Genomic DNA, 24,989 nt, shown 5'->3' with positions numbered 1-24,989 from the left:
CTGTAACTTATTGAGTGTAGTGACTACTATATAATGCGTATCTGATTTAATGGACGGTTGTTAAAGGTATATGTCACGAAGGACCAAAGAAGAAGCAGAACAAACACGCCAGTTGCTTTTGGATACAGCATTAACTTTATTTGCTGAGAGAGGTATCTCTAATACTAGCTTGAAAGATGTTGCGTCAGCGGCGGGGCTGACTCACGGTGCGCTTTATTGGCATTTTAAAAACCGTACAAACCTTGTTGAGGCGCTGTATGATGAATGTCGTTTTCCTATAGACGATATCTTTATCGATCAGCTGCAATCGGCACGACAAGATGCGTTAGAGTCATTGGGTGAATTTATCACGCAGTGGAGCGCGCTCATATTAGCCGAAGGGCGCCCTGCACGTATCTGGCAGGTTTTCCATCAAGGTGTTGCTCACACAGTTGAGCTACAAGCAATCTCGGATAAGATTCGGGATGAACACCGAGAGTGGTTACACCTATTAGCAAAAATTGTTAAAAAAGCACGTAAGCAGAAGCAGATTGCTCAGAAGCCTTCACGGGGAGGCGATCCTATACCGGCCGCAGCTTTAGGTTTGATCATGGGTATTACAACAAGTATTCGTAATACGGGATCTGGGTTGGTCGATAGCAAGCAGCAAATTAAATGTCTTACTCAACATTTTTTATATGGCTTGGAGATATAAGCATAATAAATGCTTATATCTCAGATTCTGAGATTCGTTGATATAGGCGGTAAGTAACCTGCCCCGCCGTTTTTTTACGATGCTCATGCCAATGGGCTGGAACGTTGGGGTCTATAAGTTCTGCTTCGGTTTCAATGTAGATATAAGCGTTGTCGCGGAGCAAATTTCTCTTTTCCAGTAGTTCACAGCAGGGGGCTATTAGGTTTTTCCTAAAGGGTGGGTCCATAAAGATTAGGTCATACTTACTTTCCTGATCTTGTTGTCGAGACTCCAGCCATTCTAGTACATCAGCTTGAATAACCTCTCCATTTTGAGCTTTTAAACGCTGTAGATTGTTATTTAATTGACGAGCAGCTGCCGTATCTTTCTCTATGAAGGTGGTACGTTCTGCACCTCGAGAGAGAGCCTCCAAGCCCAGAGCACCACTACCACTAAACAGATCTAAAGATTGAGCGCCGGGTACGATCGTTTGTATCCAATTAAATAGCGTTTCTCTGACACGATCAGGTGTAGGGCGTAAGCCTTCTGTGGCTAAAAACTCAAGTTTACGCCCTCTCCATTCACCACCAATAATGCGTAGCTGAGAGCTTGGTGTAGATGGTTTGCCTTGTTTGCGACGAGGTGGGTTTTTATGGCTCATTTATGGTCCTTAAAGCACTGGAGATTGGAAAAGGCTAATAGGTTGCGATCTATCCAGTGCTTGCTGTGTCTGCTTAATAATATCATCCGCGTCTTGATCTAGAATCTGATCAATATAGATTTCCATTGTATCAGTTGGCAGCTGATAAAAAGCGATTAAGCTCAAAGCGGTGACTTGGTTCATATTGTCACGCATACGTTCTTGCCAGTTTGCTGCGAGTCGGTTTTTACTCTGCTCAACTAAATCCTCATTAATCTGTTGCTGTAGTTGAGGCAGAATAGGCTCGGGGTTCTGATCGCCTTCAAAAATAAGCGCCTGAAAACCTATATCCTTGAGGGAAGCCCAGAGAATGCGGAAGTTTAGTTTGTGTTGTTCTTTGTATTCGGTCAGTAGATCTTGCACGACTTGAGCGGTAATGCGGTGTGTAACAAAGTCCTGTGATGCTCGCGGAGGAAGAGATTGCCCAAGCAGTAAACGGAATCTATCTCCTAGGCTTTGTTCGCGAACCAGCGCGGCGCTCTTAATTTGAGCTTTTTGGGTTTGGTGTGATTGTAGCGAGTGTGGTAGTTGCTCCTCAATAACCTCAACATAATCCTCCGCATCCTCTCCACTGATAGCAAATATAGGTGCGTCAAATAACCCAAGATAGGAGTCGTTAAGCAGACTGAGTACGGCAGTATTATTGCTGGGTTGGAGCTGTTGATAGAAATAGTTAATCAATTTTTGTTCTTCTGATTGATCAGCTAAATAGTAACGTGCCTGAATTTTTGTAAACGGCTCCTTCCAGCGAACACTATCAACCGGCTTATTTAGGGTTTTCCATATAGTGTTGAGCTCTGGTAATGGTTGGCCACTAGCCCAAGATAAAGTAACTTCGATACGGTCTTGCTTAGGATTGACGTTATAGCTATAGGTGGGGCTGGCTAATGCCCGTAAGCGTTGCTGTAAAATTAAGCTTTTTAATTGCTGAAGTTGTTGCTGAGTATTATTGAGCGCTGGCTGAGTAGCTAAAAGAAAAACCAGCTGCATCGGTTGGTCGTCCAGTTCCATCCAATAGATGGTTTTACTGTCGTTGTTTTCGATGCTGTGATACTTAACCGCACCGGGTCCCATAGATGAAAGAATAAGAATGGCGATGAGGCTGAACCATACTAAGCCTACAAGATATTTGCGATTGAAAATGGGGCGGTACTCGTTTGTCATCTTGAAGATTCTCAGGCACTAAATGTTCATATAACGGCGCTTTGGCTTAAACCAATTAGGCCTAAGCATAAAGATAGAACCGCTTGGGTCTCTGATCTGGGTTATGCTGCCGATTTACTGTGATAAGATACCAGACTTTGTCGATGAACTGCTGATTTTTCAGTTGTTATAAGGTAATTGAGAGTGGATAGCGGATGTTAAGTTTACAAGAGATGTTTGTTGATAAAGGTTGGGATACCAGTTACATCGCTTATGCCGGTGCCTTTATTACAGTTGTCGTGTTGGCGGGTATCTATCGTTATCTTCGTGATGACAATTCATCCGATTGATTTGCTATTGGCAATAATCGAATTTTTTTAAGCTGAGGTTGGGGTTGTCTAACGCCTTAGCATGAGGACGTTAAATGTTTAAAAAACTGAAATCCATGTTCGGAGGCTCTTCAGCTGAAGAAACCGTTGAGCATAGTGAAGTAGAAAATAACTCAGTTGAGAAAGTTGAAGAGAGCCAGCAGCCGATCGCTGAGCTAAAAGAGGATCAAGCAGAGCAGCCAGCGGTTGCAAAAGCTATAGATGAGCAAGATCCTGTTGCTACGGAAAATGTTGAACCAGAAATAGAAACAGTTGAGCCGGAAACCGTTCCTGAAACTATTGCCGCTGAGGTTTTTGAAGAGACGCCTACGCTCTCTGAGGAGCCGGCTGAAAAAGAAGAGATAGTTGATGCGATCATAGATGAAATACCTGAACTTGAAGAAGCAGAGGTCGACCTGAAAAGCGAAGATCAGGTGGAGGAGAAAAAAGGCTTCTTTGCGCGAATCAAAAAAGGTTTAAGTAAAACTAAAGCAAGCTTAACTGAGCAGCTAGGTAACATCTTTTTAGGCGCTAAGGAGATCGATGATGATCTACTTGAAGAGATTGAAACCCTCCTGTTAATGGCTGATGTTGGGGTTGAAGCAACTTCCGATATTATTGGTCGTTTGACAGAAAAGGTTGCCCGTAAGCAGTTGGGCGATCCGCAGGCATTGCAGGCGGCTTTAAAAGAGGAGTTATCAACTCTTTTACATCAATCAGAACAACCATTGCAGATTGATTGCAGTCAAAAGCCTTATGTTATTTTGATGGTAGGTGTTAATGGTGTAGGCAAAACGACGACCATCGGTAAGTTGGCTAAGAAGTTCCAAAGTGAAGGTAAGTCTGTCATGTTGGCTGCGGGTGATACCTTCCGTGCGGCCGCTGTTGAGCAGTTACAAGTTTGGGGGGAGCGTAATAAAGTTCCCGTCGTAGCTCAACATACAGGAGCCGATTCTGCCTCGGTTATCTATGACGCTGTACAATCGGCACAAGCGAAGAATATTGATATTTTGATCGCTGACACGGCAGGTCGTCTACAGAACAAAGATAACCTGATGCAAGAGCTTGAGAAAGTTGTGCGTGTAACGCAAAAGCTATCGCCTGAAGCGCCCCATGAAGTTATGTTAGTACTTGATGCCGGTACAGGCCAAAACGCACTGAGCCAAGCTAAGATTTTTAAAGAGAGCGTTGGCGTCACAGGTATCTCACTGACCAAGCTAGATGGTACAGCTAAAGGTGGGGTAATCTTTGCTATAGCTAAGCAGATGGATCTGCCGATTCGCTTTATCGGTGTTGGTGAGCAGATTGATGATTTGCGCCCTTTTAACTCACAAGAGTTTGTAGACGCCCTGTTTGATTAGCGGCATCTAGCCTAACTTTTGTATACGTGTTTGGATATGACCGTCAGCGATGATTAAGTTTGAGAACGTCAGTAAACGCTACCCAGAAGGGCATGACGCCCTGCGTGATGTCAGTTTTAGACTAAACCGCGGGGAGATGGCCTTTCTTACAGGACACTCTGGCGCAGGTAAAAGTACCCTTCTCAAATTAATTATGTTGATGGAAAGGGCAAGTCGTGGACAGGTGTCTATCGCAGGTCAAGATCTTGCTCAGTTTAGTCGTGACGATATCCCTTATCATCGGCGTCGTATAGGTGTGGTTTTCCAGAATCACCAGCTGCTATTTGATCGCAGCGTATTTGAAAACGTCGCTTTGCCTCTACATATCTCCGGCTACGATGAGGAAGATATAGGTAAGCGGGTACGTGCAGCGTTAGACAAAGTTGGTTTGTTACATAAAGAAAAGCTCAACCCTATTACTTTATCCACAGGTGAACAGCAGCGTATAGGTATTGCCCGTGCGATTGTGCATAAACCTCAAGTTCTATTAGCGGATGAGCCGACAGGTAACTTAGACCCTGCGTTGTCTGAAGAGATTATGCGTCTGTTTATGGAATTTAATCTCCACGGTACTACGGTTTTAATCGCAACCCATGATTTGGCTCTAGTATCACGTATGCCCTATCGGACATTGACCCTTGATCAAGGGAGACTGATTAATGTCTAACCGTGAACCGGTCAAAAGAGGGGCGGAGCGTCAAAGGTCCGTAGAAAAGCCCGCAGTCGATGGAGCAGCTGCTTCTGCACATAAAGGGGCGGCAAAGCATAAGGTTGATTTTGTCGCAGAGTTTAAAAGCTGGGTTCGCCATAACAAAAGTACGGCAAAACAATCATTGCAGCGTTTGTGGTTAACTCCTCTGCCTAGTTTTATGACATTGGCGGTGCTTGCGATCGCTTTAGCGCTTCCCGGCTTAATGTTTGTTGGTCTAAAAAATATAAATCAGCTAAGTGGCGAATGGAAAGGTGATCCGCGTATTTCTCTCTATTTACAAAAGACTCTGCCTGCAGAAGAAGCGGAACGCTTTAGTCAGAAAATGTTACTGCGAACGGATTTGGCTGCGGTTGAATTAGTGACTAAAGAGCAAGGTTTACATGAATTTCAGCGCATATCAGGCTTTTCGGACGTGCTGGAGTTTCTCGATAAAAACCCGTTGCCAGCGGTTGTTGTTGTACAGCCATTGGATAACAAAAAGTCTGTTCTAACCGCGCTTCAACAAGAGCTTATCGAACTCCCAGAGGTGGAGGACGCGGTACTCGATATGGTGTGGGTTGAACGTTTAGCGTCCTTTGTTCGATTAGCAAATCGTTTAGTATTGGTCTTAGGCGCCTTATTAGCACTTTCCGTTTTGTTGGTGGTGGGTAATACAATTCGGTTGTCTATAGAAAGTCGTAAAGATGAAATTCAAGTGGCTAAATTAGTAGGCGCAACGGATGCTTGGGTTAAGCGGCCATTTATCTATACAGGTTTTTGGTTTGGGCTGATCGGCTCATTTATCGCTTGGATATTTGTGGAAATTAGCTTTCTTTTGATTAGTGCCCCAGTAGGACAACTTATTGAGCTATATCAAACAGACTTTGAATTACAACGCTTAGGCTTTATGGATAGTCTATCCTTGATTGGTGTTGGAGTACTGCTGGGTTTGTTTGGGGCGAGATTAGCGGTTGGCCGTCATTTGAGAGAGATAGAACCTCAGTAAATCGATTTCATCGAGCAGTAACATTTGCGTTTTATTGTTATCCTGCTATATTTTTCGGTCCGTTATGCCAAGTAACGGAAATTAGATTGAACTTTTGTACTATAAATTGAGTCATATTTGCGAACTTTAGAAGATGCAAAAATGATGCGAGGTCATTAATGAGCACTAGCTTACAAGTTATTGATACACTTTCTCCGGGACGTAATCTGGATGCATATATGCAGTCTGTTACTGCTATACCAGTATTAAGTGCCGAAGAGGAGCGTTCTTTGGGTGAGCGTTTGCATTTTGATGGTGATGTAGAAGCGGCTCGCCGCTTGGTTATGTCTCACCTACGCTTTGTTGTTCACGTTGCTAAAACCTATTCTGGTTACGGTTTACCTTTAGGGGATCTAATTCAGGAAGGTAATGTCGGATTGATGAAAGCCGTTAAACGCTTTGATCCTACTATGGGCGTGCGTCTGGTCTCTTTTGCTGTGCATTGGGTGAAAGCCGAAATGCATGAGTTTATTCTGCGTAACTGGCGCATTGTTAAAGTAGCGACTACTAAAGCTCAGCGTAAGTTATTCTTTAATCTTCGTTCGAAGAAAAAAGGCTTAGGCTGGATGACAACGGATGAAGTTAATTCTATCGCAGAAGATTTAGGTGTAGATGCTAAGGTTGTACGTCAAATGGAAGGCCGTATGGCATCCGTTGATACTGCATTTGATGCGCCTGAAGGTGCTGACGATGAACAGGCTGCTTGGGCGCCTGCGCACTTCCTTGAAGATAAAAGTGCAGATCCGTCGCAGCAAGTAGAAGATAGCAACTGGGAGCAAGACTCTCAGCGACGTTTGATGAGCGCTATGTCCGATTTAGATGAGCGCAGTAAAGATATTCTAGCGCGTCGTTGGTTGTCTGATGATAAAGCAACTCTGCATGAGTTAGCTGCGGAATATGAGGTTTCAGCCGAACGTATCCGCCAGTTAGAAAAGAATGCGATGAAGAAGATCCGCATCTCTATGGAAGCCTAGTCAGTACTATTTTAGAAAAAGCCGCGCAAAGCGGCTTTTTTGTGCCTGCAATCTAAGTGTTTGGTACAGATCTCTAGCTACATGGATGAACTATTTCGGTATAATCTTTAATATATCTGGGTTCCTAATGTCGAAAAAACTTATATTAATGATCTCGGCAATGAGCGGTTTCTTTGCCGTTGCCTGCGGAGCGTTCGGTGCGCATGGCTTAAAAGATCTGCTTGAGCCAAACTTGTACGCAGTCTATCAAACCGGTGTGGAATATCAGTTTTATCACACTTTTGCACTGCTATTTATTGCGGTAGCTCCGGCGAATTTATCCAGTAAACACTTAGGATGGGCGGGTATCGCATTTACATTAGGGATCCTACTTTTTTCCGGCAGTCTTTATCTGTTAGCGTTGACGGGCATTAAGGTGCTTGGGGCGATAACCCCATTAGGTGGCGTGGCTTTCTTATGTGGGTGGGCACTCGTCGGCTATACAGCAATTATTTCGAACAGGAGATAAATCAATGCAGATTCAGGTAAATGGTGAGATGCTGCAAGTGCAGGATGAGATCACCCTTACTGGCCTGATTTCACAGCTTGAGCTTGGTGATAAACGCATTGCTATTGAGCTTAATTTAGAAATCATTCCCCGTAGTGAACATGCAGAAACAGTATTGAAAGAAGCGGATCGCGTTGAAATTGTCCATGCGATTGGTGGAGGTTGAGGTCGATAGTTTTAAGCCTAAAATCGACTCATAATTACTACAACTTTTTTGGATATAGATCATGTCTCATCAGAATGACCCATTGATTATCGCAGGGCAGAGTTATAACTCACGTTTGTTAATTGGTACTGGTAAATACAAAGATTTAGAAGAAACCCGTATCGCTATTGAGGCAAGTGGTGCCGAGATTGTGACGGTTGCCGTTAGACGTACCAATATAGGGCAAAACCCAGATGAACCTAATTTATTGGATATCATCACACCCGATAAATACACAATTTTGCCTAACACAGCAGGTTGCTTTAACGCAGAAGACGCAGTGCGTACCTGTAAATTAGCGCGTGAGTTAATGAATGGTCACGATCTAGTAAAACTTGAAGTTTTAGGTGATCAGAAAACGCTTTACCCAAATGTGGTTGATACCATTAAAGCAGCGGATAAACTGGTCCAAGACGGTTTTAAAGTCATGGTTTATACCAGTGATGATCCCATCGTGGCGCAAGAGCTAGAGAGCCTTGGCTGTGTAGCTATCATGCCATTGGGTTCTATGATTGGTTCTGGTTTAGGTATTTTGAATCCGCACAACATCAACGTCATTATGGAAGACGCGAAAGTGCCTGTATTAGTGGATGCTGGTGTAGGTACGGCGTCTGAAGCGGCTGTTGCCATGGAAATGGGCTGTGATGCGGTGCTGATGAACTCAGCTATTGCCGGTGCCCGTAACCCTGTTTTAATGGCGTCAGCTATGCGCAAAGCCATTGAAGCGGGTCGTGAAGCGTTTCTTGCGGGTCGTATGCCGCGTAAACGATATGCCAGTGCATCCTCACCAATGGATGGCACTATTATTGGCTAGGCTGCTGTTTCTACAGTAGTTACGCTAAGTTCGAAGCTATGGAATATTTTTTTAGCCTGATCGAAAGATCAGGCTTTGCTTTTTAGGTCAGGTTGATGTCAGAAGAGAATAAGGTCGAACAACAGCAGGATGGAAATCCCGCTGAAGAAAAGCACATGCGTACGGTTAAAAGCTTTGTACTACGCGCGGGTCGGATGACCGAAGGGCAACAGAAGGCGATGGATGATGTCTGGCCAATCATGGGGCTAGAGCTGAAAAATGGCCTGCTGGACTTTAACCAAGTGTTTGGTCGCGAAGCGCCTGTAGTTCTTGAGATCGGTTTTGGTATGGGCGATTCACTGGTTGAGATGGCAAAAGATCAGCCTGAAAAAAACTACATCGGCGTTGAAGTTCACCGTCCGGGTGTTGGCCGCTTACTCAGCAATGCAGAAAAGGAAGGCCTAACCAATATCCGTGTATTCTGTGAGGATGCTATTGAAGTCTTAGCCCAATGTATTCCAAATAATAGCTTAGATTGCATACAGCTCTTTTTTGCTGACCCCTGGCATAAAAAACGTCACCATAAGCGCCGTATCGTACAACCTGAATTTGCACAAACCCTACGCCAGAAGCTAAAAGTAGGCGGAGTCTTCCATATGGCAACCGATTGGGAAAACTATGCGGAACATATGATGGACGTGATGAGCGCTGCTGAAGGCTATGTTAATTTCGCCGGTGAGGGCCAGTATTCTCCCCAACCTGAATGGCGTCCGGTGACCAAATTCCAGAAGCGCGGAGAGCGTTTAGGTCACGGGGTTTGGGATTTAATGTTTGAGAAAACCAGCTAAATTATTCTTGCTTTATGACAGATCAAAATAAAAAGGCTGATGCAATGCATCAGCCTTTTTTTTAGTGCCGAATAGGTATGAGCTGTCTCTTTGTGTTGTCTTTAACGCCCTAGGCCGTGTACTTGTTTTGCGATCCCGACTGCGTTACAAAGATAAGCAGATCAGAGAGGTGGATGTCTGGCATGGGGAGGTATATGGAGCCCATTATATATAAATGAGGACAGGTACTCTGTAAGCGGCTTCGGCCAAAGGTTGGCCTCCTACAGGCGCTTGCTTTGAATGACAAAGTATCTGTAGGAGCTCATCCTTTATACTCGGAACGGGTGCCAGAGCGAAAGGCTGGTGGCTAAGCCCGCTTAGTCGCAAGAACATCAACGGAGTCCGCTCTTGTTTTTTCCACTCCTTTAAGAAAACATCACGCCGACCAATCGTTTACTGGGAACAGAGCTATGTTGAAAAAAGTTGTTACTTTTGAGTACGAGAAAGAAACTAAAAATAGTGTGCGTTATAAGGAAGTACCTGACGAAGGTACAGCCCCGATTGTGGGTTCTCTGTATGTTCAGAAATGGTTTGCGGGTGAGATAAAACCCTTGAAGTAACGATCGAGAAGAAAGACTAGAGCCCCTCAGATAAATAGCTTCCAACGTGCTAAGCATTAATCGACTTCTATTGTGATAAAGGGTGTGGTTTCTAAGTTGATAGTGTCGGGCACAAAAAAGCCCGCTTGGGGAGCGGGCAAAAGTCTGACTAGAGGAGCTTATGACAATAAGCTAGTGCTAATTCGCTTTACAGGAACATGCGATTAGCGGCATTTCTTTTCACCGTGACGACCATCTTTGTGGTCGGGACGATGTTTGGATTTTTTATCATCCATTTCGCTTTTTAATTCGATGAACTGTTTCTCCTGTTCGGGCGTTAAGATCTCAAACAGTTTCTCTTTCTGTTCAGCTTTTTCCAAAATCATAGATTTAGTTTGATCTTGGGCTTGTAGCACTAAGCTATTCAGCTGTGTTTGGTAGTCTGCTGCGCTTGGATCAAGCTGCTGAAGCTGTTTAAACACATCTTTACGAGATGCTTGTTTATCTCCGCGCTTCTCCTGTTGGCTTAACATCTGCTCTTTTAGCTGAACCTGCTGTTCTTTTGTTAGGCTCAGGTCTTTGGTTAAGTGCTCAATGCGATGTTCGATACGGTGTTCGTGACGTTTTTGCATACGATCGTCATCGTCGGCATGCGCTAATGTAAAACCAGCGCCAGATAGAGTAATGATCGCTGCTGAAAGTCCTGCAATAAGTTTGGTACGCATTTTTGTCTCTCCGGTGTTTGTCTGTTTCGATGTAGTGAAGTTTGCATGATGTCACCGCAAAGTTGGGTATAAGTGTTGTAAAGATGGGTAAATACGGAAATCTGAAAAGACTTTTTAACGCAAGAAAGCGGAGATAGGTGCTTTTTACTCAGAATTACGTCTGTAGGAACTCACCCTTTATACCCAGAACGGGTGCCAGAGCGAAGCCCTTGAGATAATTTGTAGCTTGCTAAGGTAAGCATTGATCGATCTTTGTTGTGATAACGAGTGTGGCTTCTCAGATTATTTATGGGCAAAAAAAAGCCCGCTTGGGGAGCGGGCAAAAGTCTGACTAGAGGAGCTTATGACAATAAGTTAGTGCTAATTCGCTTTACAGGAACATGCGATTAGCGGCATTTCTTTTCACCGTGACGATCATCTTTGTGGTCGGGACGATGTTTAGATTTTTTGTCATCCATTTCGCTTTTTAATTCGATGAACTGTTTCTCCTGTTCGGGCGTTAAGATCTCAAACAGTTTCTCTTTCTGTTCCGCTTTTTCCAAAATCATAGATTTAGTTTGATCTTGGGCTTGTAGCACTAAGCTATTCAGCTGTGTTTGGTAGTCTGCTGCGCTTGGGTCAAGCTGCTGGAGCTGTTTAAACACATCCTTACGGGATTTATGTTTATCTCCGCGCTTCTCCTGTTGGCTTAACATCTGCTCTTTTAGCTGAACCTGCTGTTCTTCTGTTAGGCTCAACGTTTTAGTTAAATGCTCAATGCGATGTTCGATACGGTGTTCGTGACGTTTTTGCATACGATCGTCATCGTCGGCATGCGCTAATGTAAAACCAGCGCTAGATAAAGAAATAATCGCTGCTGAGATACCTACAATAAGTTGTTTACGCATTTTGTTCTCTCCGGTGTTGTCTGTTTCGATGTAGTGAAGTTTGCGTGATGTCACTGCAAAGTTGGGTATAGGAGTTGTAAAGTTTAGTAAATGCGCATTAACGGTCAGGTTTTTTAAAGCTAAAAGCTCTATTATTTAATGGCAGTATTGATAACTAATAGTTGGGAAGTATAAGCATGGGTGACAAGCAACGACTACTTATGGTCGATGACGATACAGAGTTGTGTGAATTGATAGGGGACTATCTGGAGCACGAAGGCTATCTGATGGAGTATGCACATAATGCCGATGAGGCTTGTGAGCGGTTGGCCCGTGCGGATCGTTATGATCTGATTATTTTGGATGTAATGATGCCAGGTAAAAGTGGCTTGGAGTTATTACAACAGATTCGCCCTAAGGTTCAGCTTCCCGTCATTATGTTAACGGGTCGGGGTGAGGATATTGATCGTATTCTTGGATTAGAGATGGGGGCGGATGATTACCTGAGTAAGCCCTGTAATCCTCGTGAGCTGCTTGCGCGTATTAGAGCGGTACTTAGGCGTGCAGAGCCTCAACAGCGAACTACGCTCTTTCCTGAAGCTTCAGTGGCTGTTGGTGGCGTTAGTTTAGATCCAGGTATTCGCGAAGTAAAAGTAAATGGAAACGAAATTGATCTGACGGGTACCGAATTTAATGTATTGGCTTACCTTATTGCTAATGCAGGTAATGTTTTAGAGAAAGAGCAGCTGACTGAACTGGTGCTTCATCGGAAGCTCGCTGCTTATGATAGAGCTATTGATGTTCATGTTAGCCGAGTTAGGCAGAAGTTAGCGGAGCATCTTTCAGGAAAAGAGCTTATTAAAACGGTGCGTGGAGTAGGTTATCAGTTTGTTAAAGGTGAGCAATGAAGTGGTATAAGCGTCTATTCTGGAAAGTTTTTGCCTCTATTTGGGCCGTCAGCTTTATCGTGCTACTGGCAACGATTTTCTTTGTCGGCGCAGTTACTGAGCAAGATCGTTTTAAAGAGGTCGTCACTGCGAAAGCTCAAGGCTATGCAGAGATAATGGTTGAAAAGTATGAGCGTAAAGGCTTTCAAACCTTATTGCCGCGCCCACCTCCACCGCCGCGGCATCGCGATGATGACGATGATAAGGAGAGCGGTAAAAAGGACAAACACGCTAGGGACAACAATCAGCGTGAAAATTTTCGTCGTGATGTTTGGTGGAATATTTCCGAACGCGTTTTTATTACTGATCTAAAGCAAAAGAAAAAAGTGATTGGTTTTAATAACTTCCGGCGTGATGCGGATTCGCTTTATGTTTTTAATGTGAGCTCCGATAGTGGGAACATTTATCAAGTTGATGTAGATCTGCATTGGGATGCTTCGCCATTTACCCATGTTTTAGCGACGATTCTGTCCGTGCAGATGGTACTTATACTTCTGATCGCTTCTGCAGGCGCGCTGCTCGTTTCGATGATTATCACAAGGCCATTAAACTTGCTGCGAGAGCATAGTCAGGCGATTTATCGTGGAGAATTAGAACGTCGTACTGATAAAAAACTGCGTAAAAGAGGGGATGAATTAGGTGAGCTGGCCCGTGATTTTGATCACATGGCTGATTATGTACAACAGACAATCACATCGCATCAACGTTTAATGCAGGATGTTTCCCATGAGCTCCGTGCTCCTTTAGCCCGTTTGCAGGCAGCTGCGGGTATAGCTGAACAGCGCATGGGAGAAGATGATAAAGCGGTACAGCGAATTATTCGTGAATGTCAGCGCTTAGATCAATTGATCGGGGAGATTCTATCTTTGTCTCGCCTTGAGCAGATGGAGGGGCTTGGTGAAAATGTATGGCTCTATCCTTTGTTACAGGAATGGGTGGATGATGCACATTTTGCCTATCCAAAAAGGGAGTTCTGCCTTGATATGAAGTCCGATTGTGAGATCGGCGTGAATGTTAAATTGCTGGAGCGAGCGATTAATAATATTTTAGGTAATGCCTGTAAACATACACCCGAAGGCACTCAAATTGATTTAACGGTGGATAAAGCAGATCAGTGTGTTGTTTGTATTCGAGATCATGGCCCAGGTGTTACTGAAGAGCAATTGACACAGTTATGTAATCCCTTCTATAGAGGGCAGAGTCAGACAGAAGGGTATGGCTTAGGCCTAAGTATTGCGCAGCGTGCGATAGAGCGCTTAGGCGGAACGCTCGTTTTACGTAATCATCCAGAAGGTGGACTAGAAGCTATAATCCGCTTGCCTTGTGCACGTAATCAGTAAAAGATAATTTACCTAAGACTAGGTAATTTTAACGGGACGCTGTTATAGGCGATTATCGGATTCTCAATAATCCCAATCGGTGTCCGTAAGGTCTGCAGGCGTTAAATCATAACGCCTTAAGATCGTTTGGATTTTTCCTTGTTGATAGAGTTGCATCAATTGCTGATTGAACCTATCAACTAGATCTTTAGAAAATCTGCTTTTTGATAGCCCTACGTAATAGAAAACATGCTTATAGAAACCTGCAGGGCGTATAGATGCCAGCTGTAGTTCTTTGATAACTGTTTTTACTACATCTACGTTACCGAAAACCAAATCACATCGGGCACCATTGACCATCTTGATGGCGGTAGGGAAGTTGGTTGTAGTGATGATTTTAATCGGTTCTATGTTACTAGACACCATCTCCTCTCTGATGCCTTTTAAACGATTCAGCATGTTAGAGGGCGAATTTACGGCGACACATAAACCCGCTAAGCTCTCTAAGCGGGTGTAGTTTACATCCAGACTGCTATGGGAGAAAAAGCCGTAACCTGTTTCTAAAATAGGCGGACTGAAGTACAGCCATTTTGCTCTATCGCTATTTTTCCCTACTAGGAATAAACCGTCAGCCGTACCTCTCTTGACCGCTTGATGGGCACGTCGCCATGGGAGCATCTCAAAGTGACATGCTAACTGCTCAGCTTTACATGCTGCTGCAATAATCTCTTTGCCAGGTCCCTCTACATTTCCATCTCTAGTGAACATAAAGGGAGGTAAATGAGTTGTTTTAAACTCAAGTGGTGCAGTGTGCGACTGTGCTGGGAAGGCGAGCAATAGGCAGATATAACCTAAAACTAATTTAGCCATAAAACGCTCAAAAGCCATTATATTTATTAATATTATTTAACATTGTAGACCACTACATAGAGGGTGTTGGGTTCGGCCTGATATTAAACGAGCTTTTATAGGATATATGCTCAGGATATACAGACAGAGAACAGTGTTGATTCTAATAAGGACGGGCTTTGCCTTCCGGTTAGTCGTTTTTTAATTGAGAAAAGACACACCTTTTTCGGCATCCTGTTTTAATGTGCATATTTCATATTCTTTGCATATCCCGCAATGAAACTGACAGGTCTGGTACAGAGTTTTGAATGTTTCAAAACTGATGGGTCGGCTAAATAGGAACCCTTGCATCATCCTGCAGTCTATCCCTTGGAGAAAGAGCATCTGCTCTTTAGTTTCTACGCCTTCTGCTACTACACTTAAGCCCAGTTGTTTTGCCATGGCGATAATGGTTGATGTAATAGCAATATTGTCTTTATCGGCAGGGATGTCTTGTAGGAAAGAGCGGTCTACTTTTAATAGGTCTACGGGCATTTTCTTTAAATGACTTAATGATGAATAGCCTGTTCCAAAATCATCTATAGCTAAGCTGATACCCATCATTTTTATTTTTTTAAGTGTCTCTATAGCATGCTGCATATCACGCATTAGCATACTTTCGGTGATCTCTAATTCTAGCCATTCTGAGGCCAAGCCGGATTTATAAATAGCTTCCTCAATATGTTCAATTAGATCGGGATCATCGAACTGTCGGGCGGATAAATTTACACAGACCTTTAAAGGCGGCAAGCCTTCATCTTGCAACTGCTGGGCTGCTTTGCAAGCTTCTAGTAATACCCAGCGGCCAATAGGAATAATCGCCCCTGTTTCTTCTGCATGGGGAATGAACTCGTCGGGTGGAATCGTCCCTCTGCTCGGATGTTCCCAGCGTAAAAGAGCTTCTATTGCAGAAATTCGCCCATCCTTCCCATCAACTTGAGGTTGGTAGACTAAGGATAATTGCTTGCTTGTGAGTGCGTTTCTTAAATCGTGCTCGATACTTAGTATTCGTTGAGCTTTTTCATCCATATGTGTTTCATAAAAAGCAAAGGTGTTTCGCCCGAGTTGCTTAGCATGATACATAGCCAAATCTGCATTTCTTAACAGGTCGCTCGGATCTTGGCTATCGGCACCAATTAAGGTTATCCCTATGCTGACGGTGATTCTCACATCATGGAAGCCTATTTGTACTGGCTGTGAGAGGAGTCTCAGAATCTCATTTACATTATGGATAATTAAATTAGGGTCATTCAGTGCATGGAATATGATGGTAAATTCATCGCCGCCTAATCTAAAGACAGAGGCCTGATCTGGCACGCAATAGCAGAGCCTATTGGCGATGGTGTTCAGTAAAGCGTCGCCTGCTTCATGACCCATAGTGTCGTTTATCTGCTTGAAATGATCTAAATCCAGAAGCAGTAGAGCATGGGGGCCATCATTGGCTGGGCTTTGCAGATATTGATCAAGGGTTCGTCTGAAGTTTCGACGATTGCCTAAATTGGTGAGTGGGTCAAAATAAGCCATTTTTTCCAGTTGCTGATCATGCTCTTTTATTTTAGAGATATCTTCACTGACTGAGACAAAGTTCGTTATATTTCCTAGCTCATCATGTATTGGCGATATATTTTGTAAAGACCAATATGTAGTGCCGTCCTTCCGTTTATTTAGAAGTGTTCCATGCCATTTTTTATGACGACTAATGGTTTTCCATAGGTTGTCATGGGCACCCTTTGATGTTGTGTCTGAGCGTAAAATGCTGGTTTTTTTACCCTGTATCTCAGGAAAGCTATAACCGGTAATATCGCTGAAACGAGTGTTGGCGTACTCTATTTCACCTTGAGCATTCGTAATAACTACAGCGCTTCCTGTGTTTTCTACAGCATTCCTAAACAGTTTGAGCTCTCTTGCCAAATGAGCATTTTTACTCGCATTACGAAGGGTAATGAAAAAGCCTTGTTCTGTTGGGTCTATTTCGACTAGAGAACATTCGATCTTGAGTAGAATAGGAGGCGAATTAGATTGCTCTATAAGCTGATAATCGGAGTGATGTTGAATATCAGTATTTTTCAGGCGGTCTAAATGAGCCTTGATCTTTTGTTTAAATAGTTGAGGCAATTCACTTTTTGACTCGGCTGTTTGCGCGGCCCCCCAAATGAGTTCGAGCGCGTAGGGATTACTCGCCACCGGTTGCAGTGAGTGATCAAGTAACAAAATACCGATACTGGATTGGCTAAACCAGTCGATCAGCATTTTGATGTTATTTTTAGATGTTAATAGTTTCGACATTATATTATTTTTGTTTTAATTGTTTGCTGAAAACCACTAAATAATGAACTTTATTTCATTTAAATAGTTTGATTTGGCTCAGCGTTTTGTCTTTTAGTAAAAAAAAGCGCCGTTAGGCGCTTTTTTGTTTTTAAAGGGCGTCAGGCCCGCTTTCGCCTGTACGTATTCGTATCACTTGTTCAAGGGGGGCAACAAATATTTTCCCGTCCCCGATCTTTCCAGTATTAGCTGTTTTTGCAATAGATTCGATCACTTGCTCAACCATATCTGTATCAACAGCAATTTCGATTTTAACTTTTGGTAGGAAGTCTACTACGTACTCTGCGCCACGATAGAGTTCAGTGTGGCCTTTCTGACGGCCAAAGCCTTTAACTTCTGTAACGGTAACGCCTTGAATACCAATATCAGAAAGAGCTTCACGTACATCATCAAGTTTAAATGGTTTAATCACCGCCGTGACCAGTTTCATTATGCGATTCCTCAGTTTGTACCTGCGTTAAGTGTTTAGCTCAACACTTAGCAGTTTTAACTACAGTGAACTATGGGGATAAGTATACCTAGAAAAATGCAGAGTGGTATATCAGATTTACAGGAGGGGGTTCAAAAGCGCTTGTTAATAATACAAAAAAAGGGTGCCGAAGCACCCCTTTTCAATCTAGAGATAGATTACTTAGCAGATGTAAACTCTGGGTATGCTTCCATACCACATTCAGAGATATCTACACCTTCGTACTCTTCTTCTTCAGTTACACGTACACCGATAACCGCTTTAATTACAAACCAAGTAACCAAGCTTGTTCCGAATACCCAACCGAAGATAGTTAGTGCACCAATGATCTGGCCAGAGAACGCAGCACCATCGTTAGTTAGTGGTACTAGTAGAAGACCTAGAAGACCTACAACACCGTGTACAGAGATTGCACCGACTGGGTCATCAATCTTCATTTTATCAAGTGTTAGGATACTGAATACTACTAATACACCACCCATCGCACCGAACAATGTAGCTTGTAGTGCAGAAGGAGTTGATGGTTCAGCAGTGATAGCAACTAGACCTGCTAGCGCACCGTTAAGTGCCATTGTTAGATCCGCTTTACCAAACAGTAGGCGAGCAACAATTAGCGCAGCAACAACACCGCCGGCAGCAGCTGCGTTAGTGTTCATGAACACAACAGCAACAGCGTTTGAGTTTTCAACGTCGGATGTAGCAAGTACAGAACCACCGTTGAAACCGAACCAACCCAACCACAAGATGAATGTACCTAGTGTAGCTAGAGGAAGGTTGGCACCAGGGATAGCGTTAACGCCACCTTCTTTAGTGTATTTGCCTTTACGAGCACCAAGAACCAGAACACCAGCAAGAGCTGCAGCAGCACCAGCCATGTGAACGATACCAGAACCTGCGAAGTCAGAGAAACCTAGATCGCCAAGCGTGTACATGCCGAATACAGCATTGCCACCCCAAGTCCAAGAACCTTCCATTGGATAGATGAAACCAGTCATTACGATAGCGAAAGCAAGGAAAGCCCAAAGCTTCATACGCTCAGCAACGGCACCAGAAACGATAGACATTGCAGTCGCTACGAATACCACTTGGAAGAAGAAGTCAGCTGATGGAGCGTAAGTAGCAGGTTCTTCAGCGCCAGTGAATCCATCACCAGTAATACCTGAAAGTAGGTAGTCACCACCGTACATGATTGCGTAACCGCAAACTAAGTACATGATGCATGACACCGCGTATAACGCGACGTTTTTAGTTAGAATTTCTGTGGTGTTTTTAGCACGTACTAGGCCAGATTCCAGCATAGCAAAGCCAGCAGCCATCCACATGACCAATGCACCACATACTAAGAAATAGAAAGTATCTAGGGCATACTTCAGCTGAGTTACATCAGCAGCTGTTGAATTTAAAAGTTCTTCCATTGGTTGGTTCCTCCAGAAGCAATCGTAAGTCTATGTTTAAAGCGCTTCAGTGCCGGTTTCACCGGTACGGATACGCACTACTTGTTCAATAGAAGTAACGAAAATCTTACCGTCACCTATTTTGCCGGTTTGAGCGGCTGAACTGATCGCTTCTACGACCTGATCTACTATGTCACTGGACACAGCCGCATCTACACGTACTTTAGGTAGAAAATCGACTACATATTCAGCGCCACGATATAGCTCTGTGTGACCTTTTTGACGTCCAAAGCCTTTTACTTCTGTAACGGTGATACCTTGAACACCGATTTCAGAAAGAGCTTCACGGACATCATCCAGTTTGAATGGTTTGATGACAGCGGAGACCATCTTCATTTTGTTATCCCCCATAAATACTAAATTCAATACAAAATACTTAAATTGCTAAGTAAACAGTTAATTACCAATTCTTGCCCTGACTATAGCGAAGGATGTGCCATGTTTTAAAAGCTCTTTAATATCAATTAGTTATTTGGTTTGTTTTGTCTTTGGTTGATTTTTGTGCGATATTTTAGGGCGGTTGTTTGAGTGCTATTTTTGTAGATGCACCATAATGGTGCTGTTGTTTGAGAGGCTGGTTTGTTATGGGTTTATTGCTATAGTTGGAGTCGTGTTTTATCTGATTTTAGAGGTACAAAATGATCAAGCCACATTTAATTGAAGGCTTAGCAGAACAGTTTTCTCAGTTATTCTCTGGTGAAGCGAAAGTGCTAGACCAAGAAAACGTTAAGGCGCAGGTGAAATCCCTACTACAAGGTACGTTTGATCGATTGGATATTGTCAGTAGAGAAGAGTTTGATGCGCAAAAAGCGGTTTTGTTGCGGACGAGAGAAAAAGTTGAAGCATTAGAATTGCAGTTAAAGGCGTTAGACGAAACCTTACAGAAAAAGCCGTAGTCTTAAATAGAAAAGTTAAGCCGTTTTACATGTTATCTCATTTACATTTAACCCAGACGGGGTTGGTTTTTTATAATGAAAGATTTTGAGCAGCAGTTGTTTCTATGTTCTCCTCAGGCTGTGATTGTGACGGATAGGGATAATAATATTATTCGGGTGAACCCTGCCTTCCAGCAAATTTCCGGTTATAGCTTTGATGAGGTTGTGGGTCAGAAACCGAGCGTCTTAGGTGCGGGTAATTTATCAGATACGAGCTACGAGCAAGCTTGGCTTGATCTTAATGATACTCATGTATGGCAGGGTGAACTGTTTAATAGGCATAAAAATGGTTCTGTTTATCCCGCTTGGTTTAATGTGATAAAGATAACCAATAATGACAATGAGTTTGTTGGTTATATTGCTCAATTTTTTAATATGAGTCAGCTAAAAACTAGCGCTGAAGCGCCGTCACAAATTCCTCAATATGATGAGCTTACACGTCTACTTAATTGGGAGATGTTTCAAAGCATACTGGATAAGCGACTGGAAAAATCTAAAGCAGATAATGAACAGCTGGCTGTAATGCTGGTTGATTTGGACCGTTTTAAATGGATTAACGATAATTTAGGGCGCGATGTTGGCGACAATTTGTTGCAGGAGGTCGCACGTAGATTAGGCTCAGTGGTGCGTGATGAAGATGCATTAGCACGCTTAAGTAGTGATGAGTTCGTGATGATGCTACCGGCTGTTGATGGTATGGATGCGGCTGTTAAAGTGGCACAAAGGGTTGTTGAGCAGCTATCCCATGGTGTGTTTGTTGACCATCGAGAGATTTTTATTAGTGGTAGTGTAGGTATATCACTCTATCCCGAACATGCAGAGCGGGGTAAAGATCTGGTTAAAAAAGCAGATGTTGCGATGTATGCGGCTAAGCAGGGTGGGCGGAACACATTTAGAGCCTATAGTGCATTAATGGAGAGAAGCAAAGGCCCTCAGATTCTCCGAGAGGAGGATCTGGTGACTGCGCTTGTCAGCCATGAAATCCAGATGACCTATCTGCCTATTTACAGTATTTATAGTCATCGAGTTGTGGCTGTACATGCAAGGCCTAGTTGGATTCATCCTGAGTTAGGCTTAGTGCCATTTTCTGAATTTTCAGCACTGTTGGAACATTCAGATTCCATCGAACAATTTGAGCATTGGATCGATTCAGAACTGCGCTCTTTAGATGTAGTTTGGGAGCGTTTCCCTAGCCTTCGTTTTATCTCTTTTCGCATTGAATCTCAGCAGCTATCGAGCAAAGAAAGCATTCAGCGTTGGGTTAATCAGTTAAGCCAATATCAGCAAATAGGGCGGGTGATGATCGACGTGGATATTCAAACCGCGTTGGAAAAAGAGGGCGCCTTGTTTGATCTGTTGACTAGCGAAGCGCTTTTATCCATCAGCGGATTCGTTTGTGAGGCGCCGGTTCTGGAGAAAATACGTGATATAGATCCTGATTTTATTAAACTCGACGCAGGCCTAGTCACTATGATGAATAGTGATGAGGGGCGCCATAAAATTATTGATAACGTTTTAAAAATTGCGGATAAGCTGGATATTGAAGTGTTGGCCGATGGTGTTAGCACTGAGGGTCAGCGAGGACAGTTATCAGAGCAAGGTTGTATGCTAATGCAGGGCCGTTATTTTGGTATGCCACTAACTTTGCAGCAGCTTCTTGAACATTTGGCTGTTGAGCATTAATCGGCCCTCCAATAATCATGAATAAGAAGGGCCCTTTTCAAGTTTCTGTTTAGCGGTTATCTTTAGTTTTTTCAATATTCTTCCAAGGATGGAAGCTTATGTCATTAGCGATTGTTTATACCCGTGCGCAGGTGGGAATTGATGCGCCCCTAGTTACTGTGGAAGTTCACCTCTCAGGTGGACTGCCTAGTTTCTCCATTGTTGGCTTGCCTGAAACTGCGGTTAAAGAGAGTCGAGAACGGGTCCGCAGTGCCTTAATAAATTCTGGATATGACTTTCCTCAACGTAGAATTACAGTAAATCTCGCGCCTGCAGATCTTCCTAAAGAGGGTGGGCGTTACGATCTTGCTGTCGCCATTGGTATTTTAGCTGCAAGTGGCCAAGTACCGGTGGAGCCCCTGAAGTCCCAAGAGCTGATTGGTGAACTCGCTCTTTCTGGTGAGCTCAGACCTGTTGCGGGTGTGCTGCCTGTAGCACTGGCTTGTCGTGGGGCTGGTCGGGGTTTGTTTCTTCCTTCTTCAAATGGAGATGATGCAACGCTTGCCTCAGGGTTGAGTGTTTATCCCGCTTCTCATCTGTTGGATGTTTGTGCCCATTTAAAAGCAGAGCAATTGATTAGCTGTGCGGTCGCTAGTCCCGGAGCGCATACATATAGTGCAGTCTATCCCGATCTGAATGATGTTAAGGGGCAGCTTCAAGCGAAAAGGGCTTTAGAGATCGCGGCGGCAGGTTCACATAACATACTATTGGTCGGCCCTCCCGGTAGCGGTAAAAGTATGTTGGCCAATCGTTTGCCCGGCTTGCTACCTGAAATGACAGAATCTGAACGTTTACAGGTGGCATCAATACATTCGATTGCGCAACGTAGTGGCGGTGAAGGGCTTATCTGTCAGCGCCCTTTTCGTGCGCCACACCACACTGCATCCTCTGTTGCTTTGGTGGGCGGGGGTGGGAATCCTAAACCGGGTGAGATCTCTCTTGCTCATCAAGGTGTTTTATTCTTAGATGAGCTGCCTGAGTTTAGTCGTAAGGTTTTAGAGGTACTGCGTGAACCTATCGAATCTGGTGAGATTTTAATCTCTCGCGCCGCTCGTCAATCTGTGTTCCCTGCTCGATTTCAATTAGTTACCGCAATGAACCCTTGTCCATGTGGTTACTACAATGATGGTACGGAACGTTGCCGCTGTAGTCCTGATCAAGTGCGACGTTATCAGTCCCGAGTATCGGGCCCATTGTTGGATCGTATTGACTTGCAGTTAAGTGTTCAAGCCTTGTCACAAAAAGAGCTGATGGCTTACCCCGATGCTGAAGAAACAAGTGAGCAGGTAAGAGAGCGCGTTATTCTTGCAAGATCACAGCAGATGGAGCGCCAAGGCTACCCAAACCAGATGTTGGAGGGTAAACAGCTTGAACAGATCTGTTGTATCAGTGATTCAGATAAAGATATGTTGGCTAAGGCGTTGGAGAAACTACAGTTGTCAGCTCGTGCGTATCATCGTGTTTTAAGGGTGGCGCGAACCATTGCGGATCTTGCTGGTGCGGAAAAGGTGGAGAGTAAGCATCTACTGGAAGCGTTGAGCTATCGAGTATCTGCTAGGGCTTTATTAAGATAAAGCTGATAGCGCAGCGGTAATATTGTATTAGCTCGAAGAGGTTTTCTGTTGCTACTGAGGTTTAGGAAACATTCGCTTAAAATCACTGAAGCTAACGGGAGGGCTGTAGAAGTAGCCTTGGATCTGGTCGCAGTTATCTTGAATCAAAAAGTCTAACTGCTCCCTTGTTTCAACGCCCTCAGCGACAACCGTTAATTTCATATTATGGGCAAGGCTAATGATAGAGCGCACAATCTCCTCGGCTTCTGAAGACTCATTGAGGTGACTTACAAATGAGCGATCAATTTTTAACGCACTGATGGGCAGTTTATGCAGTAATGAAAATGAGGAGTAGCCGGTACCAAAGTCATCTAATGAAAAAGTGATCCCCTCTTCTGCTAAGGAATCGAGGCACTCCCTAACGTGGTTCTCATCGTTAAAAATAGCTGACTCTGTTAACTCAAATTCGAGAACCGATGTATCTATATCTTCCTGTTTGATAATACGTTTGATGGTATCGACTAACATATCATCCTTAAACTGCCGGAAAGATAAGTTGACCCCTAAACGATCAATATGGATGCCTGCTTCTTTTAATTCTTTAAGGTGCAAGCCTGCCTGTCTAATGGTCCAATACCCTATAGGTACAATTAAACCATTCCGCTCACATAGGGGGATAAAGTCGCCAGGCATTATCATTCCGCGGGTTGGATGTTGCCAACGAATTAGCGCTTCAGCCCCGACAATCTTGCCTGAACGGAGGTCGATACGGGGTTGGTAAAAGAGCACAAACTGTTCTGCTCTTAGGGCGGTCATTATTTCTGATTCAAGACCTACGGTTTTATCAGACGTTAATTCCATACCAGGGCGATAGATTGAATAACTACAGCCATGAATTTGTTTGGCTTGCATACGAGCCATGCTGGCTCGCTTGGTAAGTAGATCAACTTCACTGCCATGTTCAGGGGCCAATACCGCACCAATGCTACAGTCGATCTGGGTCTGAGACTGGCTGTGAGTATAGGACGATTTTAATGTGGCGATAAGCTTACCCAGTAGGGATTTGACGGTGTCTAATAGTGGCGCTGTACTTGGTAGATCCAGAATAATGGCGAATTCATCGTTGCCTATTCTTGCGACCATTTCATCGTTGCTAACGCTACTTTGTATACGTTTACCTAATTCTAAAACAACTTCATCACCTGCTGAAAAACCATAACGGGTATTAAATTTACGGAAATGGTCTAAATCAATAGTGATTAGGGCAAGTTGGCGGCCTTGTTGTATTAGGGAATTGAGTTTGTATAGGAGGGTTAAATAGAAGAATTGGCGGTTGCCAACAGGAGCTAAAGTATCGGAATGGCGTAAAAGTTGTATCTCTGTGCTTTGCTTAATGGTGAGTTCTGCGTGGCGTAGCGTCCTTAAAAATATCTCTGTATTCAGTGTCTCATAAGATAAAAAGTCGGTGGCGTTCGCTGTTAAGAGTTTCTGCCCCTGTTCTTCGGTAATGTGAGGGCTGAGTGCAATAATTGGCGTGTTTGGGCGAAATTTATGCAGGTCAGAAATTATAGTTGTGCAAGGGAGTGGAGAGTTGTTACAGCTGAGTAAAATGAAATCAATAGAGGACTGCTGCAGAATCAGCAATGCTTCTACATGGTCATTGCAGCGCGTTAGTTGATACAGTGGATGTTGCTCCAGTATCGACTTAAGTCTGCTTTGATTCTCCTGATGACTATCGATCAGTAAAATCTTTTTATGTTTATCGGGTAACTGCTGTAGCGCTGAGCACATCGCCAACTTCCCAGTGTGACACTTTATTTA

At 43.7% G+C, this 24,989-nt stretch carries 26 protein-coding genes; 16 read left to right on the top strand and 10 right to left on the bottom strand.

The genetic code is table 11. From position 1 onward, the window contains the following. The first annotated feature begins 70 nt into the window (after window positions 1–70). Complete coding sequence (locus tag Q4492_RS10790; protein ID WP_303417786.1) at window positions 71–694, top strand: TetR family transcriptional regulator; 624 nt, start codon at window positions 71–73, stop codon at window positions 692–694. Window positions 695–707: 13 nt separating this feature from the next. Here the strand turns inward: Q4492_RS10790 and rsmD are convergent, their stop codons facing one another. Continuing rightward, on the bottom strand, window positions 708–1,334 hold the full coding sequence (gene rsmD / locus Q4492_RS10785) for a 16S rRNA (guanine(966)-N(2))-methyltransferase RsmD (RefSeq protein WP_303417784.1): 627 nt from the start codon (window positions 1,332–1,334) through the stop codon (window positions 708–710). 9 nt (window positions 1,335–1,343) lie between these two features. Beyond that, window positions 1,344–2,537 carry a hypothetical protein gene (locus Q4492_RS10780; RefSeq protein WP_303417782.1) on the bottom strand — a complete coding sequence of 398 codons (1,194 nt, stop codon included), beginning with the start codon at window positions 2,535–2,537 and terminating at the stop codon, window positions 1,344–1,346. Window positions 2,538–2,731: 194 nt separating this feature from the next. Here Q4492_RS10780 and Q4492_RS10775 point away from each other — a divergent pair, with 194 nt between their 5' ends. The 10 genes from Q4492_RS10775 to Q4492_RS10730 all read left to right on the top strand — a co-directional run bounded on the left by Q4492_RS10775 (window position 2,732) and on the right by Q4492_RS10730 (window position 9,986). Continuing rightward, window positions 2,732–2,866, top strand: a complete 135-nt coding sequence (locus Q4492_RS10775; protein ID WP_269454622.1) for a hypothetical protein — start codon at window positions 2,732–2,734, stop codon at window positions 2,864–2,866. Between the two features lie 74 nt (window positions 2,867–2,940). Then, window positions 2,941–4,245, top strand: coding sequence for a signal recognition particle-docking protein FtsY (ftsY, locus tag Q4492_RS10770; RefSeq protein ID WP_303417781.1), 1,305 nt, complete (start codon window positions 2,941–2,943; stop codon window positions 4,243–4,245). A 49-nt stretch (window positions 4,246–4,294) separates the two neighbouring features. Beyond that, window positions 4,295–4,951, top strand: coding sequence for a cell division ATP-binding protein FtsE (ftsE, locus tag Q4492_RS10765; protein WP_303417779.1), 657 nt, complete (start codon window positions 4,295–4,297; stop codon window positions 4,949–4,951). Further along, on the top strand, window positions 4,944–5,981 hold the full coding sequence (gene ftsX, locus Q4492_RS10760; RefSeq protein WP_303417777.1) for a permease-like cell division protein FtsX: 1,038 nt from the start codon (window positions 4,944–4,946) through the stop codon (window positions 5,979–5,981). Before ftsE ends, ftsX begins: the two co-directional genes overlap by 8 nt. Before the next feature lie 158 nt (window positions 5,982–6,139). After that, entirely contained in the window at window positions 6,140–6,994 is an 855-nt protein-coding gene (gene rpoH / locus Q4492_RS10755; protein ID WP_067868843.1) for an RNA polymerase sigma factor RpoH, read from the top strand. Between the two features lie 127 nt (window positions 6,995–7,121). Continuing rightward, window positions 7,122–7,502 (top strand): DUF423 domain-containing protein, encoded by a 381-nt coding sequence (locus tag Q4492_RS10750; protein ID WP_303417774.1) that lies wholly within the window; start codon window positions 7,122–7,124, stop codon window positions 7,500–7,502. Window positions 7,503–7,506: 4 nt separating this feature from the next. Next, complete coding sequence (gene thiS / locus Q4492_RS10745; RefSeq protein WP_067868849.1) at window positions 7,507–7,707, top strand: sulfur carrier protein ThiS; 201 nt, start codon at window positions 7,507–7,509, stop codon at window positions 7,705–7,707. 61 nt (window positions 7,708–7,768) lie between these two features. Further along, window positions 7,769–8,560 carry a thiazole synthase gene (locus tag Q4492_RS10740; RefSeq protein WP_303417771.1) on the top strand — a complete coding sequence of 264 codons (792 nt, stop codon included), beginning with the start codon at window positions 7,769–7,771 and terminating at the stop codon, window positions 8,558–8,560. A 95-nt stretch (window positions 8,561–8,655) separates the two neighbouring features. Then, complete coding sequence (gene trmB, locus Q4492_RS10735; RefSeq protein ID WP_303417769.1) at window positions 8,656–9,387, top strand: tRNA (guanosine(46)-N7)-methyltransferase TrmB; 732 nt, start codon at window positions 8,656–8,658, stop codon at window positions 9,385–9,387. Window positions 9,388–9,836: 449 nt separating this feature from the next. Further along, window positions 9,837–9,986, top strand: a complete 150-nt coding sequence (locus tag Q4492_RS10730) for a hypothetical protein (protein ID WP_303417767.1) — start codon at window positions 9,837–9,839, stop codon at window positions 9,984–9,986. A gap of 203 nt (window positions 9,987–10,189) precedes the next feature. On the opposite strand, the gene Q4492_RS10725 is transcribed toward Q4492_RS10730, so the two are convergent. Beyond that, window positions 10,190–10,690 carry a Spy/CpxP family protein refolding chaperone gene (locus Q4492_RS10725; RefSeq protein WP_303417765.1) on the bottom strand — a complete coding sequence of 167 codons (501 nt, stop codon included), beginning with the start codon at window positions 10,688–10,690 and terminating at the stop codon, window positions 10,190–10,192. Window positions 10,691–11,076: 386 nt separating this feature from the next. Further along, entirely contained in the window at window positions 11,077–11,577 is a 501-nt protein-coding gene (locus Q4492_RS10720; protein ID WP_303417763.1) for a Spy/CpxP family protein refolding chaperone, read from the bottom strand. Window positions 11,578–11,753: 176 nt separating this feature from the next. Between Q4492_RS10720 and Q4492_RS10715 the strand changes: the two genes are divergently transcribed. Together Q4492_RS10715 and Q4492_RS10710 are read left to right on the top strand one after the other, a co-directional pair. Further along, window positions 11,754–12,464, top strand: coding sequence for a response regulator transcription factor (locus Q4492_RS10715; protein WP_303417761.1), 711 nt, complete (start codon window positions 11,754–11,756; stop codon window positions 12,462–12,464). After that, on the top strand, window positions 12,461–13,843 hold the full coding sequence (locus tag Q4492_RS10710) for a HAMP domain-containing sensor histidine kinase (protein ID WP_303417759.1): 1,383 nt from the start codon (window positions 12,461–12,463) through the stop codon (window positions 13,841–13,843). Before Q4492_RS10715 ends, Q4492_RS10710 begins: the two co-directional genes overlap by 4 nt. Window positions 13,844–13,906: 63 nt before the next feature. Here Q4492_RS10710 and Q4492_RS10705 read toward each other — a convergent pair whose 3' ends face one another. The 5 genes from Q4492_RS10705 to Q4492_RS10685 form a co-directional block, all read right to left on the bottom strand. Next, a complete protein-coding gene (locus Q4492_RS10705) occupies window positions 13,907–14,692 on the bottom strand; it encodes an ABC transporter substrate-binding protein (protein WP_303417757.1) in 786 nt (261 codons plus the stop codon). A gap of 180 nt (window positions 14,693–14,872) precedes the next feature. Further along, entirely contained in the window at window positions 14,873–16,996 is a 2,124-nt protein-coding gene (locus tag Q4492_RS10700) for a bifunctional diguanylate cyclase/phosphodiesterase (protein WP_303417755.1), read from the bottom strand. A 130-nt stretch (window positions 16,997–17,126) separates the two neighbouring features. Continuing rightward, window positions 17,127–17,465, bottom strand: a complete 339-nt coding sequence (gene glnK, locus Q4492_RS10695; RefSeq protein WP_067869806.1) for a P-II family nitrogen regulator — start codon at window positions 17,463–17,465, stop codon at window positions 17,127–17,129. Between the two features lie 197 nt (window positions 17,466–17,662). After that, window positions 17,663–18,919 carry an ammonium transporter gene (locus Q4492_RS10690; RefSeq protein ID WP_303417752.1) on the bottom strand — a complete coding sequence of 419 codons (1,257 nt, stop codon included), beginning with the start codon at window positions 18,917–18,919 and terminating at the stop codon, window positions 17,663–17,665. Between the two features lie 36 nt (window positions 18,920–18,955). After that, entirely contained in the window at window positions 18,956–19,294 is a 339-nt protein-coding gene (locus Q4492_RS10685; RefSeq protein ID WP_067869800.1) for a P-II family nitrogen regulator, read from the bottom strand. A 302-nt stretch (window positions 19,295–19,596) separates the two neighbouring features. Here Q4492_RS10685 and Q4492_RS10680 point away from each other — a divergent pair, with 302 nt between their 5' ends. From Q4492_RS10680 to Q4492_RS10670, 3 genes are all read left to right on the top strand, one after another. Continuing rightward, window positions 19,597–19,854 carry an accessory factor UbiK family protein gene (locus Q4492_RS10680; protein WP_067869797.1) on the top strand — a complete coding sequence of 86 codons (258 nt, stop codon included), beginning with the start codon at window positions 19,597–19,599 and terminating at the stop codon, window positions 19,852–19,854. A gap of 75 nt (window positions 19,855–19,929) precedes the next feature. Further along, window positions 19,930–21,576: a diguanylate cyclase gene (locus Q4492_RS10675; protein WP_303417747.1), complete on the top strand. Its 1,647-nt coding sequence runs from the start codon at window positions 19,930–19,932 to the stop codon at window positions 21,574–21,576. Between the two features lie 98 nt (window positions 21,577–21,674). Continuing rightward, complete coding sequence (locus Q4492_RS10670; protein ID WP_303417745.1) at window positions 21,675–23,189, top strand: YifB family Mg chelatase-like AAA ATPase; 1,515 nt, start codon at window positions 21,675–21,677, stop codon at window positions 23,187–23,189. A gap of 51 nt (window positions 23,190–23,240) precedes the next feature. On the opposite strand, the gene Q4492_RS10665 is transcribed toward Q4492_RS10670, so the two are convergent. Next, window positions 23,241–24,959 (bottom strand): GGDEF domain-containing response regulator, encoded by a 1,719-nt coding sequence (locus tag Q4492_RS10665; protein WP_303417743.1) that lies wholly within the window; start codon window positions 24,957–24,959, stop codon window positions 23,241–23,243. Between the last annotated feature and the right edge of the window lie 30 nt (window positions 24,960–24,989).

This window comes from Neptuniibacter sp. 1_MG-2023, from assembly GCF_030547185.1.
GTDB lineage: Bacteria > Pseudomonadota > Gammaproteobacteria > Pseudomonadales > Balneatricaceae > Neptuniibacter.
This window is presented reverse-complemented; position numbering and strand designations above follow the sequence as displayed.

Bases quoted from the DNA above. Each gene is read 5' to 3' on its own strand.
- rpoH (WP_067868843.1), top strand. From the start codon at position 6,140: ATGAGCACTAGCTTACAAGTTATTGATACACTTTCTCCGGGACGTAAT.
- trmB (WP_303417769.1), top strand. From the start codon at position 8,656: ATGTCAGAAGAGAATAAGGTCGAACAACAGCAGGATGGAAATCCCGCT.
- Q4492_RS10750 (WP_303417774.1), top strand. From the start codon at position 7,122: ATGTCGAAAAAACTTATATTAATGATCTCGGCAATGAGCGGTTTCTTT.
- Q4492_RS10720 (WP_303417763.1), bottom strand. From the start codon at position 11,577: ATGCGTAAACAACTTATTGTAGGTATCTCAGCAGCGATTATTTCTTTA.
- ftsY (WP_303417781.1), top strand. From the start codon at position 2,941: ATGTTTAAAAAACTGAAATCCATGTTCGGAGGCTCTTCAGCTGAAGAA.
- Q4492_RS10790 (WP_303417786.1), top strand. From the start codon at position 71: ATGTCACGAAGGACCAAAGAAGAAGCAGAACAAACACGCCAGTTGCTT.
- Q4492_RS10700 (WP_303417755.1), bottom strand. From the start codon at position 16,996: ATGTCGAAACTATTAACATCTAAAAATAACATCAAAATGCTGATCGAC.
- Q4492_RS10740 (WP_303417771.1), top strand. From the start codon at position 7,769: ATGTCTCATCAGAATGACCCATTGATTATCGCAGGGCAGAGTTATAAC.
- ftsE (WP_303417779.1), top strand. From the start codon at position 4,295: ATGATTAAGTTTGAGAACGTCAGTAAACGCTACCCAGAAGGGCATGAC.
- ftsX (WP_303417777.1), top strand. From the start codon at position 4,944: ATGTCTAACCGTGAACCGGTCAAAAGAGGGGCGGAGCGTCAAAGGTCC.
- Q4492_RS10680 (WP_067869797.1), top strand. From the start codon at position 19,597: ATGATCAAGCCACATTTAATTGAAGGCTTAGCAGAACAGTTTTCTCAG.
- Q4492_RS10775 (WP_269454622.1), top strand. From the start codon at position 2,732: ATGTTAAGTTTACAAGAGATGTTTGTTGATAAAGGTTGGGATACCAGT.
- Q4492_RS10780 (WP_303417782.1), bottom strand. From the start codon at position 2,537: ATGACAAACGAGTACCGCCCCATTTTCAATCGCAAATATCTTGTAGGC.
- Q4492_RS10725 (WP_303417765.1), bottom strand. From the start codon at position 10,690: ATGCGTACCAAACTTATTGCAGGACTTTCAGCAGCGATCATTACTCTA.
- Q4492_RS10730 (WP_303417767.1), top strand. From the start codon at position 9,837: ATGTTGAAAAAAGTTGTTACTTTTGAGTACGAGAAAGAAACTAAAAAT.
- Q4492_RS10685 (WP_067869800.1), bottom strand. From the start codon at position 19,294: ATGAAGATGGTCTCCGCTGTCATCAAACCATTCAAACTGGATGATGTC.
- Q4492_RS10670 (WP_303417745.1), top strand. From the start codon at position 21,675: ATGTCATTAGCGATTGTTTATACCCGTGCGCAGGTGGGAATTGATGCG.
- glnK (WP_067869806.1), bottom strand. From the start codon at position 17,465: ATGAAACTGGTCACGGCGGTGATTAAACCATTTAAACTTGATGATGTA.
- Q4492_RS10665 (WP_303417743.1), bottom strand. From the start codon at position 24,959: ATGTGCTCAGCGCTACAGCAGTTACCCGATAAACATAAAAAGATTTTA.
- Q4492_RS10675 (WP_303417747.1), top strand. From the start codon at position 19,930: ATGAAAGATTTTGAGCAGCAGTTGTTTCTATGTTCTCCTCAGGCTGTG.
- thiS (WP_067868849.1), top strand. From the start codon at position 7,507: ATGCAGATTCAGGTAAATGGTGAGATGCTGCAAGTGCAGGATGAGATC.
- Q4492_RS10690 (WP_303417752.1), bottom strand. From the start codon at position 18,919: ATGGAAGAACTTTTAAATTCAACAGCTGCTGATGTAACTCAGCTGAAG.
- Q4492_RS10705 (WP_303417757.1), bottom strand. From the start codon at position 14,692: ATGGCTAAATTAGTTTTAGGTTATATCTGCCTATTGCTCGCCTTCCCA.
- Q4492_RS10715 (WP_303417761.1), top strand. From the start codon at position 11,754: ATGGGTGACAAGCAACGACTACTTATGGTCGATGACGATACAGAGTTG.
- rsmD (WP_303417784.1), bottom strand. From the start codon at position 1,334: ATGAGCCATAAAAACCCACCTCGTCGCAAACAAGGCAAACCATCTACA.
- Q4492_RS10710 (WP_303417759.1), top strand. From the start codon at position 12,461: ATGAAGTGGTATAAGCGTCTATTCTGGAAAGTTTTTGCCTCTATTTGG.